Genomic DNA, 16,542 nt, shown 5'->3' on the forward strand with positions numbered 1-16,542 from the left:
TTAGTTAACTTTTAATAATTGAACAAATGTATCACCGAGCATTAACTCTCCCATTTCTCTGGGAGATTTCTCGTTTTTATTTTTAGTGTCTATGTCTGCTCCAGTCTTTAATAGCAATTCTACAATATTATAGTCTCCTTTGGCATTAAAGATAGCTGTCCAAATAGGAGGATTACCATAATTGTCTTTACTATTTATATCAGCTCCGTGCTCTACTAGAGTTGAAGCAATTTCTATATTTTTATTTTGAGCCGCAAAATGTAAAGCTGTATATCCTATTTTATCCTGAAAATTAATATCTGCCTCCTTATCAATCAATAATTTTAAAATCTCAACATTTCCTTTTGCCGCTGCATTAATAAGCAACGTCCTTTTATACGTATCAAAGCAATCTACACCAAACTCGTTTATCAAATTTGTTATTCCTTGAATATCATTATCCTTAATATAATGATCTAAGTATTCAAGTTCTGGTGCAACTTTTATAGGCCTTCCTCCTTTTCCCATTTAACAATTGTGTTATAAATTGTACTTCTCTGCAAATTGTTTAACCTTCTTTTCTGGTCCAAACATAAATTGTGCTGTTTGATCCCCTGTATCTATAAAGACAAATCGTTCTTTATTCCCTGCATCATCCAAAACTTTATTAAGAAGTTGTAATACGACTTCCATATCATACCAATCACCTATATCCTCTGGCGTGGCAATATATATCTTATCATTTGCTATGAGTGTAATTTTATAATCAAGTGCATCATTCACAAAAGGTTTTTCAGACACATCCATCCAAACCATGGCATCTTTAAATTTTCCTCTAGCATTTTTGAAAAAATTGGTAATTAAAACATCATAATCTACAGGAATAAAACCAGTCTCTGTATCAAACCAAAGGAAAATACCTGAATTCATTAGAAAGCTATAAGTATACCCTGGATCCTCCATATAATCTTCAGACTCAGCATACTTTTTTGCTTTATCAAATGTCTTTTTTTCGAATGCATGATCTACAATTCCCATTTTATAAAGATCTTCAGCCATATCTTGCATGGTCACGGTAGTTAAGAAATGTGCTTTTTTGATTCTTTGTGCTAAATTTTTGTTTTTCATTGTCTTATCAAGCACATCCAAATACGAAGAACCTCCAATTTCATATAAGATTCTTGCGATTTCATCAATTTCAAATTTCTTAAAGTCCTCTTTCGCTTCAAAATGTGAAATTATATCCATAACAATATCTTCATCTTTGGTAGCTTCATACATTAAAACTGCATTTTGAAGTACTATGCTAAACTTTTCGGGATCTTTAAGGTATGTATAGAATAAAGGCTTGTGTTTTTCTCCTTCTAATTGAATTAATGTCCCAAAAGCTTGTTCTTCTGATATCCCTTTCTCTAAAAGTTCTCTCGCAAAAGGAACAGCACGATTGTCTCCCGATTCTAAAAGAATAGTTGTTAAATCAATTGCTGGATTTGAAGAAGACCACGAGTCCTTCATCTTATTAAAATTCTCTTGGCTAATGAGTTTTTGTCTATAAATATCAAAACATAAGTCAATTGCTGTTTTTTTGACATTCTCATTTCCATTTTCTACAAACCCTTCAACTCCAGACATAAGCCAATCTTCCTCATTTAGATCAAATTTTCTACTTAGAATCTTATTTTTTAAGTACCCAAGTGTCTTAAAACTAGAACCTTCTTGTCCTAGCCAATATATAAGTCGTTGTATATCTTTTGATTTTCCTGAAAATAAATGTTCCTCAAATTTCTTTACATAACCGGGTAATTTCATAATGCCTGCCAGCTGTATAACAGATTTTTCATCTTCTAGAGTATCAATATTATCCAAAATGATTTTTATAAGTTCAGGTTCTACCATCTTATATTCTGGAGTGTCGTAGGTGGTACCTAATTCATAATAAAGACTTCGTTTTGCTTTTGCATCTCCTTTTTGTAAAATTTCAATTAATTGAGGTATTACTGTTTTATCTCCTTTTTTATATCGCCCAGCAAAGTCTTTCTCAAAAATCTTCTGTTCTTCTTCTTGTTTTTGTTGAATATTTTTAGAAATTCTTAATTTTTCCTTCTCTACTTCTTTAGCATTAGATATAATCTTAATTTCTTTTGTATCTCCTCCATATTTTGCGCGATCTTCATTTTTCTTTTCCTGTTCATATAAAAGCTTCATTTCCTCTTCAAAGGACCGATTCTTTTCTTGTTTTTTACATGATGTGATAGCTAGTACACAAATACTTAAGAACACTAGTTTTCTATAATTCATAATGCTATGGAAGTTTTTAATAAAACTAAACAAAAATATTTTTCTTACTTACCGCTAACCTTAATATTATCAATATGATATCGTGTTGTAGCTCTTGGGTCCCCTCCTATGTATCTAAAACCTATTCTAACGACACCCTCAACACAAGATAGACGTATTGGTCCAGCTGAACCAAAATTGCCAAAAGCATTTAGAGGGCCTCTTGGTACTGTTGCGTCGAGTTTTGTCCATATTGTGGTTACTGGATCCCCTGTAAAATTATTAGTAGCAAAAACCTCCATAATGTTACCATTATCATATCCAGCTTGTATATCAAAATTTAAGAATTCGTTTGTTGATATGTCCAGATTAATATCTGGTGTAATGAGCCATACCTCGTATAGACTTTCTTTGGATCTAAATCCTGTTATCTGTGCATATTGATTGTTATCAAAATCTCCTATTTCATAATCCAACTTTCCATTATTTGTATTGATATTAATCCATCCAGAATTTACCAGATCTTTAATTTTAAGATCTGTAAAATCCTCTTCAAATAACACCGTAGTACTTTCTGAATCAATTGTACATTCTAAAACAGTTGGGTCACACCTCGTTTCTGTATCAAAAACTAATCCCATTGGATTATTAAGTACTAGATTATACCTGTTTCCTAAAAAATTCTTGGTTAAGATTCCTTCAAAACTCCCTTGACCTGATGGTAAGGTAAGACCTTTAAAGTCTGAAAATGTACTCGTGCTCAATACTGTTGTTCTTCCTGTTATACAGCTTTCGACGATACGTTCACCATCAAATTTGTCATTAGTTTCTGCTGCAAACGTAAAGGCATTATCTTTTAGAACGAGGTTTTTGTTAAACTGAATGTTACCAATTTTAATATACAGATTAAGCAATTTATCTGTAAAATCTTCTAAAGTAATTTCTAAAGGTATAATTGTTGCTATTTCTGCAGACCTAATAACAACTTTGTCTATAGAAAATGACGGAATCGCACTAATATCATTTCCTTCTGAAACTCCTAAAGTTGGAATCCCATTTTTGATACCCAGAGATAAACCATCCAATTTAATATAAACTTTACGGCCAAACTCATAGGTTGTAAATAATGGATTATCATCAATTAATACCCGTACGCCAGAAGATGGATTCGTGTGCGTATCCTGAAGTACTAATTCTTTAAAAAAATTACTGGCTTTGTCACTTGACACCACATAGCCTTCTATTATATTGTTTGTGTTTTCAAAAACGACTTTGGCATTTTCTCCTTCTTTTTCTAATTCCTGACCAAGAACTCCTAGTATCGCATCAATGGTAACTATAGTTCCTTCAATTTGGGGTTCATCAACTACCAATTCTGGAGTTTTAAACTCCTCTTCTGATGAACAAGTAGTAAAAATACAAGTCGAAATAAGGACGATAAAAATTTTCTTTATGTTGGTTATATACATTTTTAGATGTTTTTGTTAGCATGAAATTATTATTTACTCAATTATATGGATAGACCTCACAGGTCTTTAAGACCTGTGAGGTCTGGTTTTAAAATCTTACATATACGTTTAAATAGTACGAGGTTCCGTATCCAAAGAAATATTTAGAACCAAAAACGGGTGTATTGCGCTGAGATTCTTCTAGTGCTAATCGATAATTTGCATTTCTGGCTTGTTCAAATCCTCCTGTTCTATATTCCTGATTCAGAATATTATTAATCGATGCAAAAAAACCTATATAATACTTCTTGATTCTCCAGGATTTACCTCCAATCACATTTACTAGGAAGTAATCCTCAAATTGCTCCTGTTCTAAAAGAGTTTGAGCAATAGTTTCATCATAATTATTGAATGGCAAACCATCTGTATCCTGATAAAAATTTGAAGTTCTTGCAAAAGGGCTAATGTTTATATATGCATTAGAAAAATAATTCGTTGTCGCTCCAAACCACCAAAAATCGGGATCACGATATTCAAAACCCAATTGAGCCGCACGCTGTGGGCCTCCTGCAATATGATATCCTTCTAAAAAAGATTTTCCAAAATCCCGTGTTCCCTGAACTTCCAAAAAGGCATCACTCGTGCTGGTTAAAATCAAATCCGGGTTATTAACATATGTATAGCTTCCTAATGCAGCCGCACCTTTAAGTTTTATTGAAGGTGTGATTTGGTATTCGACCCCTAACTCACCTCCTATATGAAGCTTGTCAATATCAGTAAGAATCTCTTGCACAAAACCAACATTAGATCCAGATATCGCTTCAGTAAAAAAGAAAGAAATATTAGTTGCATCCTGTATACCTGTATAATATCCTGTTACTTTGGCTTTGATTTTTGGAGAACGAAATATATAACTTGCATCTGCAGATTGAATTTTTTCACTTTCCTGAGTTCCTCCAATCAATGTTGCTATAGTATTATTATTTTGTCTTGCATTCGCAAACGCATTACGAATTGTGGGCGCTTTATTAAAATATGCACCCTGAAACGTAATGAAATTATGTCCATTGATAGCAAAAGTTCCTCCTCCTTTTACTCCATAATTTGTAAAATCTATGGGTTCACTTTTTCCAAAAGATGCATTTCCCGGAAAATATCCATTTTCAAATATCCCATTTCTTTGATAAGATGTCTTTGAAACTGTACCTCCTAAAAAGAAATCTATTCTATTAAATTTGAATTGCCCTTGAATAAACCCATCAAGTATTGAAGCATCAATCTCATAGTTATAATCATAACGGTCACCGACTCCAACAATACGATTAGGGTTACGCAAATCACTTTGTGCTCTATTTACTAATTCCTGAGAAGTCAATCCGCTTGTTGATAAAGCAAATACATCTACATCCAAAAACCCTACTCCACCTAAAAGATCGGTTACCTCAGCAAAATTTTGACTTTTTAAACTTCTATAATTAATCACAGAGTTTAACGTGATATTTGAGCTGAGTTTACTGTTTACTATAACATTACTACTAAGTTGCATATCTTTGGTTTTATCCTCGTATAAAATATACGTAGCATTACCTCCTTGTTGTGTGTTTTGTTGATTGGTTCGAATTAAATCATCCCAAAGTAACTGACCACGATCAATTAAGTTTTGTTGTGCTAAAAAAGCATTTTGATAATCCAATGGACTAGGGTTTGGATTTTTCAAAAAAGAACTAGGTAAATTATCTGGATGCACTGGATTTGTGTCTGCACTCCTTCCTCCTCCGATATAAGTTTGTTGTCCATTTGGTCCTTGTATTAAATCACTCCCTCCATTATCAATTCTACTGTTTCCTATACTACCTGTTTGAAACGCAATATTTGTATTTATTAAGGTATTCGGAGTGATATTCCAATAATGGTTAAGCATCACAATAGGTTCTTCAATTTTTCGCTCCCTGGAGTTTCTTAATTTTCCATCTTGATATCCCCAATTAGGGTTATATGTATTTCCTTTTAGATTAAATACTTCTTCTGTAATTGCAGTCGATCTCCCTCTGCGATTTGGAGTATAAAACCCAGTTAGATTAAGGCTATGTGTTTTCCCTAGTTTTTTTTCAATTGAAATAAAGAATGAGTTTGCATCATATAATGTACCATCAACAAAACCTTCATTACCAAACCTTCTGGCTAGTGATACAGAAAAAGCCCATCCATTGGTCATCACACCAGAATTATACGTTCCCATTATTCTCCCTAGATACGTACGATTAGAGGAGGCATAAGAGATTCTTCCTCCCTTACGATATTTGGAAGCACGCATAATGATATTGGAAGTTCCTGAAAGACCTCCGAAAGTATAGTCGTTTTCTGAAATCCCTTGAGAAAACTCACGATTACGTTGCACATCATTTAATCCTCCCCAGTTACTCCACTGTGGTCTTCCATTAAAGAGTTTATTCATTTCTATGCCATTGATTAAAACCTTTCCGTTCTCATTTCCTAAACCTCTTGGGCGAAAAAATGTCGAACTAAAATCAAAAGCAGCCGCATTAAGAAATACATCTCTAGTAGACCGAAGTAAAGCTGCTGCATTAAAGGAGATGTCATTGTCTTCATCCAATTCATTATCAGAAAGGCTAATAGTTCCTATTTGCAGTTGCTCATCATTAAAATCATATTGTAAATCTATGTCACCCAGGTCCAGGGCTTTATTTTCATTAATAATAATAGGAAAACGCTTGGTTATAAATCCTTTTTTTGAAATGACAAGTATTTCCTCTCCTAAAGGAAGTACCACATGACCAAAATCAAACTCACCATTAGCATTTGTTAGTATAGAAACATTTGATTCTACAATTTCTATAGATACTTTTTCAAGACCTTTTCCTGATATTGCATCTATGATCTTTCCTTTTAACTCTGTTTGTTGAGCTTGTAAAAAAGAAATGCTACAAAAAATGATCAATACAATCTGTTTTGGATTAAAAAAGTGATACACCATAAATCTTGTTTGTGTTAATTAATGGCAATTATAAAATATCCCAGTTTCATTTTTCGACACTGGAAAAAATAATATTTGCATCTGATTTCTAACTCTAAAACAATTTTATGATCTTAAGAAGCACCACCATATTTTTGATTTTTTTATTATCCTCATCTCTTTTTTCACAGGAAAAGAAGGAGTATAAGATTCATACCATTGCATTTTACAATTTGGAAAATCTTTTTGACCCTGAAGATGACCCAATAACATTTGATGATGATAGAACTCCAAATGGAAAGGACCATTGGACATATCAAATTTATAACCAGAAGGTTAAAAACATGGCAACTACAATTTCTGAGTTGGGTATAACCATAACAAAAAATGCTCCTGCTATTTTGGGTGTCGCCGAAATAGAAAATAGAAAGGTTTTAGAAGACCTTGTTAATGATTCTAGTCTGATAGCTAAAGACTATGGCATTGTTCATTTTGATTCTCCTGACCGAAGGGGTATTGATGTTGCTTTATTATATCAAAAAAGGTTATTTAAACCTAAAAACACTAGTACTCACGAACTCATACTTTATGACACAAACACCAATAAACGAGTATATACAAGGGATCAATTGCTGGTAAGTGGGTATCTTGATGGTGATCTAATTCATATTATTGTAAATCATTGGCCCTCAAGAAGGGGTGGTGAAGCCAGGAGTCAATACAAAAGAAAAAAAGCGGCAGTATTAAATAAAAAAATAATGGATTCATTATTTGCTATTGACCCCTACGCAAAAATTATTACCATGGGTGATCTTAATGATAATCCTAATAATGTAAGTGTTAAAAAGGTTCTAGGAGCAAAACAGCATAAAAAAGAGGTTTTTTTAAAAGAAGTATACAATCCAATGTATGCTATGGCCAAAAAGGGGATGGGTTCTCTAGCCTGGGGAGATCGATGGAATTTATTTGATCAAATTATTGTTTCTGCAAGCCTCTTATTCACAGACTATTCTAGTTATCGATATTATAAAGCGGGTATATTTAATCCAGAATATTTAGTTACTTCTAAAGGTAAGTATAAAGGATATCCATTTCGTAGTTTTGCTGGTGGTTCTTATACAGGTGGATATAGTGACCATTTTCCTGTTTATGTATATCTCATCAAACAAAAAAAGGGATCAAAATGATCCCTTTTTTCTAAAAACATATTTCTTAAATTCAGTTTGCCCCGATTTGAGCACATGCAGCATTAAATTGTTCATCAAAAGTCGAGCCATCTGGAATATCCTGAGCTGCGCCTCCTTCTACACTAAAAGTTCCGTCTCCGTTATCACAAACTTCAATACTTACTGGCCCATTCGAACATGTTCTGCAATTTCCATTTCCATCATCATCACTACCACATGCAGTAAGGCTTAGTACAAGGATACATACTGCAACATACATAAGATTTTTCATAATTTTGGTATTAGGTTAAATTCTGATCACGAATATAGAAGCAAGAATGTTGATTAACAAATATTTAAGTTTAAAAAAAGAGACCCAAAAAGGTCTCTTTTATATATATTATTTAATCTTCTCTACGAAGTAAGTAAGCATTACTCACAATCAGAAAGTTCTATATATCTGCTATATGGAATCCCGGTGTCTTTATCTTCAGTATCTTCATCGCCATCAACAATAAAAGCATTTCCATTTTCACCTCTACATATCGTCTGTGTTATTCCGCTGTTAGTACAACTTAAACATGTTCTCCCAGAAAAGGTACAATCACCTATTCTTTTTAATTCTTCCTCTAAAGCTTCTTTTGCCTCATCATCGGCAAAACAACCATTAATTACTACAGTTTCTAATGCCGTCCTATAAGCATTACAAACATCTGTAGACGTTTGATTTTCGCCATATGCCACTGCAGCCTCTGATAAGGCTACATTTGCTTCGCCACAATCTACATCGTCATCACTCCCACATGCTGCAAATCCAAGGGTAAGGACATATGCAACAGCATACATAAGTTTTCTCATCTTACTTTTTAGTTTTAGGTTAAGTAGCTTCAAAAGTAAGAAAATTAAACCGGATTCTACAAAAAGCCTATATAACAGGGTTTTATAAAGAGATATCTTTCACGTTTTGAAAGACAGTATATTAGAGCGGGATATCAAAAATCAATATTTTTATTTTACTACTTCTATATCAATAGGTTTACCTATATATGCTAAAAAACTACCATCTTCTACTCTCTCTATTTCTTCACTGTGCGATGATATAATTCTAATATTTTTAACGTTATCTTTAATGAATAAAGGGATAATTTCTGGGTCTTCTTTGGTTAGTTCTATGATGACCTTGTAATGATTTTTATCTTTGATTTGTATTTCCTGAATTCCAGGATATTTTTCGGCAAGCTCAATAAGTTTATAATAATCATCTGTATGAGAAAATAATCCCTCCTGAGGGTTATTTTTTGGGTCTTTCATCTCTTCTGTAGTAATTAATCTAAATGATCCATGTTCCCCAAATTGGTCTCTAAATTTATCTATTGCATATTTATTAATATCACTATTTCCGGTAAGTGCCATAAGATATCCTATGTCATTTAATTCGATGTTATCCTTAAGTTGATCTCCATAAATATTTCCTTCCACTGCTTCTAGACCAAGATCTTTTGCTTTCTTTATATTATCCCTATTGCTATCTACCAATACTACATGACGATTATTTTTTTTGATATATACTGCAATAAGTCTAGAAACTTTGGAGGCGCCAATGATTAGAATCCCATCTGATTTTTTAAGAAAAACCCCAACTAATTTAGCAAAAAGACGTGCTGTTGTAGCATTAAGTAAAACGGTTCCAAGTACGATCATAAATACTAAAGGAGTAATATACTCTGCTCCTGGCACACCTACTTTATACAGTTTTAACCCGAATAATGAAGCAATCCCCGCAGCAACAATACCTCTTGGACCTACCCAACTAATAAAAAGTTTCTCTTTGATTTTGAGTCCCGAATTTATTGAACTTAGAAATACTCCCAATGGCCTAACCAGAAAAACGACAATGATAAAAAGTAAACCTGCTTCCCAGTTATATATTAGTTGTAAATCTTCAATATTAATATTTGCAGACAAAAGAATAAATAATATTGAAATTAAAAGAACACTAAGTGATTCTTTAAAATATAAAATCTCATCTATATGAGGAAGATTAATGTTTCCCAGCACCATTCCCATGACTACCACAGAAAGTAGTCCCGATTCGTGAGCAAAAACATCAGACAATACAAATACACCTAATACTGTGGCTAATGTAACTACATTTAACAAATAATGAGGAACAATCTTCCTTTTTAGAGAAAAAGCAAGTCCGTGTGCAAAAGTAAAACCAAAGGTAAAACCAAATAATACTATTTTACCAAATTCTATTAATGCTGTAAACGTAAATTCTTCGCCTCCTCCTACTCTGATAAACTCAAAAACTAAAACTGCTACTAAGGCCCCTATAGGATCAATTAAAATCCCTTCCCATTTCAGTACAGCAGATACATCTTTCTTAAGAGGTATATTTCTTAAAATTGGTGTTATAACAGTAGGACCTGTTACAATAATTAATGAAGAAAATAAGAATGAAATGGGCCACGAAAGTTCAAAAATAAAGTGTGCAGCTAATCCTGCTCCAAAAAATGTAACGACCACAGCAACTGTAATTAATTTTATAATCACTGGCCCTACATTAAAAATTTCACTTCTCCTAAGGGTAAGCCCACCTTCAAAAAGAATAATACTTATAGCGAGAGACACAAAATAAAACAAGCTTTCTCCAGGAAACAAACCTTTAGTACCATTCCAGATTGGTTGTATCAGTTTGGTCCCATCACTTGTATATAACGTGGCAAAAGGACCTACCAAAAGTCCGATTAAAATCAACGGTAAAATTGCTGGGATTTTAAATTTCCAAGCCACCCATTGTGCCAAAATCCCTAAAATAATTATTCCTGCTAGTTCTAACATGATTTGTCTTTACCCAAATATATACAAGAAAGATCATTATTTTTTAAAACACAGTAGAAATAAATGCTATTTTCAGGTTTCAAAAATTAAGTCTATATTCTACCCCACTTAAAATTTAAAAATTTAAAAACGGTCTTGAACGAATTATTCAATCATAAATTTAATACTATTCTTATTGGCGTAGCCTTTTCTCCTAATCTAAAAAACAATATTTTTGAAGCCATGCGGATCGTCGATTTTTTTGATTCAAAATTGATTATAGTCCATGTAGGAGAGAAAACACAAGAAAAAGAAAAAAAAATTAAAGAATTAATTTCAGGGTTTTCTGAAGATGATGAAAAAGTAACTATTATTTGGAAACAAGGTGATCCTGTAACCGTTATTATTGATACTGCCACACAACATAAAGCAAATCTTATTATGCTTGGGGCTATCCCTAGAGAGGATTTTCTTAAATTCTACATAGGATCAATTGCTCGAAAAATTACAAGAAATGCTCATTGCTCTGTACTCTTAATTATAAAACCTTCAGAAGATTTGAGGCCTTGTAATCACATTGTGGTCAATGGTCTTAAGGATAAAAAAACAAAGCAAACCATCATTGATTCTTTTGAAGTTGCACAAAATTTGGGTGCACAAAAACTCACAATCATAGAAGAAATTTCTCATCAAGAAGTTAAAATCGTAGTAGAAGATGACCAATCTTTACTTAAAGACACGCTAATAAAAGAACAATTAGCAAAAAAAGAAGATATTAGAGTACAGCATATTCTTAATGATGTACCTGAAGATATTAAAAGTGGTATTTTAATTAAAACGCAATCCATTTTTGGAAAGAGAGGATATTCTATTGGGCATTATGCAAAAGTCGTTGCGGCAGATTTACTCATTATGAACGCTCCAGATAGAACTACGTTTTTGGACCGTATTTTTATTCATGATATCGAACATATTCTATCAGAATTACCAACAGATGTTCTAATAATGAGATAAATGGAAAAGACGAACACTACAACATCTGGTTTTATATCGCAGTTGCCAAAAAACATCTTTTCTGGTTTTGTGGTTTCATTAATTGCTCTGCCTTTGGGATTAGGTTTGGCATTAGCTTCAGAAGCGCCTCCTATTTCTGGAATAATTGCAGCTGTTGCCGGAGGGATTATTGTAAGTATTTTTGGAGGTTCTAATGTTACCATAACGGGCCCGGGGAATGGATTAGTGGTTGTTTTGCTTGGCGCTATTACCACCCTTGCAAATGGTGATGTCTTTCAAGGGTATCTTTTTACTTTAGCCGCTATTATTTGTTCTGGTGCATTAATGATTATAATAGGTCAATTACGATTAGGCATTTTAAGTGATTATTTTCCTTCTTCTGCTATACAGGGTATGTTAGCAGCCATAGGAATAAGTATTTTCGCAAAACAGTTTCATGTTATGCTTGCTAATACAAGTATAAAAGGTGATACCATTTCCTTATTGGCTAGTATTCCAGATAGTATTTTAGTGCTCTTCAACCCAGAATACCGAGCTGTTGCTATTGCAGCACTGGTTGGAATTATAAGCTTTCTTATAATGGTTTTTTATGGCAAGATCAGGAACAAATATTTTCAATTAGTTCCTGCACCTATGTGGATTGTTCTTTTGGCCATTGGTTTAAGTTATTATTATGAAATTTTTTCTAGTCAGCCTTATCCCATAGATACTTCACTTTTGGTTCAGATGCCTGATGACGTTTTTTCTAATTTTCCTTCTCCTGATTTCTCTTTGCTTTTTGACTTAAAATTTATAAGTGTAGTACTTGCCATTACATTAATATCAAGTATTGAATCATTATTGAGTATAAAAGCTGTAGATAAGTTAGATACGGTAAAAAGAAGATCTAATGTAAATAAAGATCTAACAGCATTAGGGATTGCATCAATTGTTAGTGGTTTTATTGGTGGTCTCAATGTAGTTACAGTAATTGCCAGAAGCTCTGTCAATGTGAACAATGGAGGGACAAACAGAACTTCAAATTTCTTCCATTCTATTTTCCTGATTCTATTTGTCGTTTTGTTTCAGGATCAACTTAGAAGAATCCCACTTACAGCATTAGCAGCAATTTTAGTCTACACAGGTTATAAACTAGCCGCTCCCAGAAACCTGAAAGATGTGGCAAAAATAGGTAAAGAACAGCTTCTTATTTTCTTTGCCACTATTATAGCTACAATAACTACCAATCTAATCACAGGAATTCTAATCGGAATTTTAGCAACTATTATCATACATTTTATTTTAAATAAAAGTGTTATGTTTTTTGCCAGAAACCTTTTTAAGCCTAATGTACTTATGTTTAAAGAAGAAATCAATGGTAATTATTTTGTGAGTGTTAAGAATTTTTCAAACTTTATGAATTATTCACAACTAAAAAGAAGACTTGATACCATCCCTGAGACTCAAGATGCAATTATAGATTTTTCGCTTTGTGATTTTGTAGACTATACAGTACAGGAAAGCTTAATAGGATATCAAGAAACTTTTAAACGAAAAGGAGGGTCTTTTGAAATTACTGGACTTGATATTCACGGCACTTCTTCAGAACATCCTCTCGCAGTAAGAAGTTTAATTCCTTTCTCTAAAAAAATTAAAATCAGCGCAACATCTAATTTTACCAAAAGACAAGTTGATCTACAACATATTGCATCTAATTTTTCTTGGCAGTATGATCCAAAAAAAAATATTGATATTTCTAGTGTACAAGATTTTGTGTTTTTTAAAACCAAAAAAATCAACTATATAAACAATTCTATTTACGACACTCAGTCAATTTTCAAAATTTCAGACATTGAGTTTTCTGAAGGAGAGTTTATCGCCAGAACACTTGTCAGAACAACTGTTTTAACTATAAACTTGAAAGTTGAGATTCCTAAATTTACACTTGACAAAGAAGGTTTGTTAGAATTTGTATATAAATTTGCTGGTTTCAAAGACATTAACATACAGGGGCGTCCTGATTTTTCTAAACGATTTTATCTTTTGGGAGAACATCCCGAGCAAATTAGATCATTTTTTAAAGATGAACTAGTCCTGTTTTTTGAAAGTAACCCGTATTATCATATAGAATGTAACGGTATTTATTTATTAGTAATGCGAAAAGAACGCCTGGCAAGTATTAAAGAGATTAAAGCACTTCTAGACTATGGAACTCGTTTAGAAAAAGTTATATCTAGTATACAATCTAACGAAATAGTGTTAAAAAGTCCAAAAATTAAATCCTGATCCTTATCATTTTTTCTATTTTGCAAAGATTTTTAGTTGATTATGAACTTATACCCAATAAAAGCAGGAAATTTTAAACTTGATGGAGGCGCCATGTTTGGAGTCGTTCCTAAAGTACTATGGAATAAAACAAATCCTGCAGATCAAAATAACCTTATAGATATTGCTGCAAGATGCTTGCTTATAGAAGATGGTGAAAAGTTAACTCTTATTGATTCTGGAATGGGAGATAAGCAATCAGAAAAATTCTTTAGCCATTATTCGCTATGGGGTAATGATAGTCTAGACGCTTCTCTAAAAGAAAAAGGGTTTCACAGAGATGATATTACTGATGTTTTTATCACGCATCTACACTTTGATCATTGTGGCGGTGTGGTACAATGGAATAATGCTCGAACTGGATATGAATTGGCTTTTAAAAATGCTAAAATATGGAGTAACGAAGAGCACTGGCAATGGGCAGTAGAACCCAATGCTAGAGAAAAAGCATCATTCCTTAAAGAAAATATCATCCCAATTCAAGAAAGTGGTCAATTAAACTTTATATCCAGAACAGATACTTCGTTTCAAAAAAACTCTGAATTAGGTTTTGGCGTACTATTTGTTAATGGACATACAGAAAAGCAAATGATCCCACATATAGAGTACAAAGGTAAAACGATTGTGTTTATGGCAGATCTTCTGCCTACAGTCGGTCATATACCCCTACCTTATGTGATGGGATATGATACCAGGCCATTGTTGACCTTAGATGAAAAGAAGCTATTTCTTGAAAATGCCGCAACAAATGGTTGGTATTTATTCCTGGAGCATGATGCTCATAATGAAATAATAACCGTACGACATACAGAAAAAGGTGTACGTCTTAAAGAAGTTTTTACCTGCTATGAAATATTTAATTAAAAGAAAAAATCAAATGATTTTATCATCAAATAAAGTTTTTGTTACTATTGCTTCATCAATGATTCTTGCAAGTTGTGGTAGCCCCTCTATTATTTCTGTTCCTATAGAAAATATTGATTCTATTCCTTTAAAAAACATGGATCTTACTGAAAATCAATTGAAGAATTGGAATTCTTTTGATTTAGTATCTGATACAATTCCGGGAATGAGTGTAAATAAAGCATACACTGAACTTATTCAGAATAAAAAAGGACAAAAGGTAATCGTTGGTGTTATCGATAGTGGTGTTGATATAGAACATGAAGATCTTAAAGAAGTTGTTTGGACCAATCCAAAGGAAATCAAAGGAAACGGAAAAGATGATGATAATAATGGATATGTAGATGATATCCACGGATGGAACTTCTTAGGTGATTCTGAAGATGAAAACCTGGAGTTTGTAAGAATTATGAAAAAGCTTAAACCAAAATATACTGGTAAAACTTTAGCTTCTGTTGCAGAAGCTGATCGAGGTGAATATCAAAATTATATTGAGGCAAAAGCCCAATTCGAAAAGGAATATCAAGAAAATTCGGGACAAAAAATACAATACGAACAAATTCTACAACTTTCAGAAGCTTCTCATAAAGCTATTTCGGCTGCTCTAGGAAAAGAGGATTATTCTAAAGAAGAGCTTTTAAAAACCGAAGCTAAAACAGCAGAAATGCAACAATACGTTGCTTTTTTGGCTCAAATGTTTGGATTCATGGATCCAGGAGATACCATACCAGATTTTATAAAAAGTATTAAAGAAGGTATAGATCATTTTACAGAACAGCTAAATTATAATTTAAACGCAGAGTTTGATGGAAGAACCGTGGTTGGTGATAATGTTGATGATATAACAGATACCAAATATGGTAACAGTAATGTGATGGGGCCTGATCCTAAAAAAGAAGGACTAAAACACGGAACCCATGTGGCAGGTATTATTGCTGCAAAAAGAAATAATGGTAAAGGGATGAATGGCGTAGCTCAAAATGTAGAAATAATGGCTATCAGAGCAGTTCCTAATGGTGATGAGTATGATAAAGATATAGCTCTAGCATTACGATATGCTGTAGATAATGGTGCAAAAGTGATTAATACTAGTTTTGGTAAATACTATAGTACGCATCCAGAATGGGTTAGAGAAGCAATTCGTTATGCTGCATCCAAGGATGTGCTTATTGTTAATGCTGCTGGAAATGAAGGAACAGACTTAGATCAAAAAGCAGTATACCCTAATGATCAAACTGATAATAACACAGAAATAGCGGATAACTTTATTACTATTGGTGCTTTAAATTATGTGTACGGATCAAATCTTGTCGCAGATTTTTCTAATTATGGAAAAAGCAATGTAGATGCATTTGCTCCAGGAGTTAAAATCTGGTCTACTACTCCTAACAATTCTTACGAATATTTACAAGGAACCTCTATGGCTGCTCCTGCTGTCGCTGGTGTTGCAGCATTAATTAGATCATATTTTCCGTCTCTTAAAGCAGCACAAGTAAAACAAATACTTATGGATAGTGGATTAAATACAAAAACCTCTGTGGTCATTGGTGGTGAACAAACCAATGTTGGAAGTTTTTCAAACTTATCCAAGTCTGGTAAAATGGTGAATCTGTATAATGCTTTTATTATGGCAGATAAATTGTCTAAATAATTT

General features: G+C 32.9%; 12 protein-coding genes. 5 read left to right on the forward strand and 7 right to left on the reverse strand.

The genetic code is table 11. The annotated features are described in order from the left end of the window. From PQF96_RS26750 to PQF96_RS26765, 4 genes are all read right to left on the reverse strand, one after another. Complete coding sequence (locus tag PQF96_RS26750) at positions 1-507, reverse strand: ankyrin repeat domain-containing protein (RefSeq protein WP_109436270.1); 507 nt, start codon at positions 505-507, stop codon at positions 1-3. Positions 508-519: 12 nt separating this feature from the next. Continuing rightward, positions 520-2,277, reverse strand: coding sequence for a hypothetical protein (locus PQF96_RS26755; protein WP_271770012.1), 1,758 nt, complete (start codon positions 2,275-2,277; stop codon positions 520-522). Positions 2,278-2,321: 44 nt separating this feature from the next. Next, the gene (locus PQF96_RS26760; protein WP_271770014.1) at positions 2,322-3,725 is read right to left on the reverse strand and encodes a DUF5689 domain-containing protein; all 1,404 of its coding nucleotides are present in this window, start codon (positions 3,723-3,725) and stop codon (positions 2,322-2,324) included. A gap of 88 nt (positions 3,726-3,813) precedes the next feature. Then, entirely contained in the window at positions 3,814-6,699 is a 2,886-nt protein-coding gene (locus tag PQF96_RS26765) for a TonB-dependent receptor (RefSeq protein ID WP_271770016.1), read from the reverse strand. Between the two features lie 107 nt (positions 6,700-6,806). On the opposite strand from PQF96_RS26765, the gene PQF96_RS26770 reads away from it, so the two are divergent. Beyond that, on the forward strand, positions 6,807-7,865 hold the full coding sequence (locus tag PQF96_RS26770) for an endonuclease/exonuclease/phosphatase family protein (protein ID WP_271770018.1): 1,059 nt from the start codon (positions 6,807-6,809) through the stop codon (positions 7,863-7,865). Positions 7,866-7,896: 31 nt separating this feature from the next. Here the strand turns inward: PQF96_RS26770 and PQF96_RS26775 are convergent, their stop codons facing one another. The 3 genes from PQF96_RS26775 to PQF96_RS26785 form a co-directional block, all read right to left on the reverse strand. Continuing rightward, a complete protein-coding gene (locus tag PQF96_RS26775) occupies positions 7,897-8,136 on the reverse strand; it encodes a hypothetical protein (protein ID WP_109436265.1) in 240 nt (79 codons plus the stop codon). Positions 8,137-8,276: 140 nt separating this feature from the next. Further along, on the reverse strand, positions 8,277-8,702 hold the full coding sequence (locus PQF96_RS26780) for a hypothetical protein (protein WP_109436264.1): 426 nt from the start codon (positions 8,700-8,702) through the stop codon (positions 8,277-8,279). A 150-nt stretch (positions 8,703-8,852) separates the two neighbouring features. Further along, positions 8,853-10,688, reverse strand: a complete 1,836-nt coding sequence (locus PQF96_RS26785; protein ID WP_109436263.1) for a cation:proton antiporter — start codon at positions 10,686-10,688, stop codon at positions 8,853-8,855. A 135-nt stretch (positions 10,689-10,823) separates the two neighbouring features. On the opposite strand from PQF96_RS26785, the gene PQF96_RS26790 reads away from it, so the two are divergent. From PQF96_RS26790 to PQF96_RS26805, 4 genes are read left to right on the forward strand one after another with little or no spacing between them, the layout of a single operon-like run. Then, positions 10,824-11,681 (forward strand): universal stress protein, encoded by an 858-nt coding sequence (locus PQF96_RS26790; RefSeq protein WP_271770020.1) that lies wholly within the window; start codon positions 10,824-10,826, stop codon positions 11,679-11,681. After that, a complete protein-coding gene (locus PQF96_RS26795; RefSeq protein WP_271770022.1) occupies positions 11,682-13,946 on the forward strand; it encodes a SulP family inorganic anion transporter in 2,265 nt (754 codons plus the stop codon). 42 nt (positions 13,947-13,988) lie between these two features. After that, positions 13,989-14,849: an MBL fold metallo-hydrolase gene (locus PQF96_RS26800; RefSeq protein ID WP_109436261.1), complete on the forward strand. Its 861-nt coding sequence runs from the start codon at positions 13,989-13,991 to the stop codon at positions 14,847-14,849. A gap of 13 nt (positions 14,850-14,862) precedes the next feature. After that, entirely contained in the window at positions 14,863-16,539 is a 1,677-nt protein-coding gene (locus PQF96_RS26805) for a S8 family serine peptidase (RefSeq protein WP_271770025.1), read from the forward strand. Positions 16,540-16,542 lie beyond the last annotated feature (3 nt).

Origin of the sequence: Aquimarina algiphila (genome assembly GCF_947494415.1) — a bacterium.
Taxonomy (GTDB): Bacteria; Bacteroidota; Bacteroidia; order Flavobacteriales; family Flavobacteriaceae; genus Aquimarina; species Aquimarina algiphila.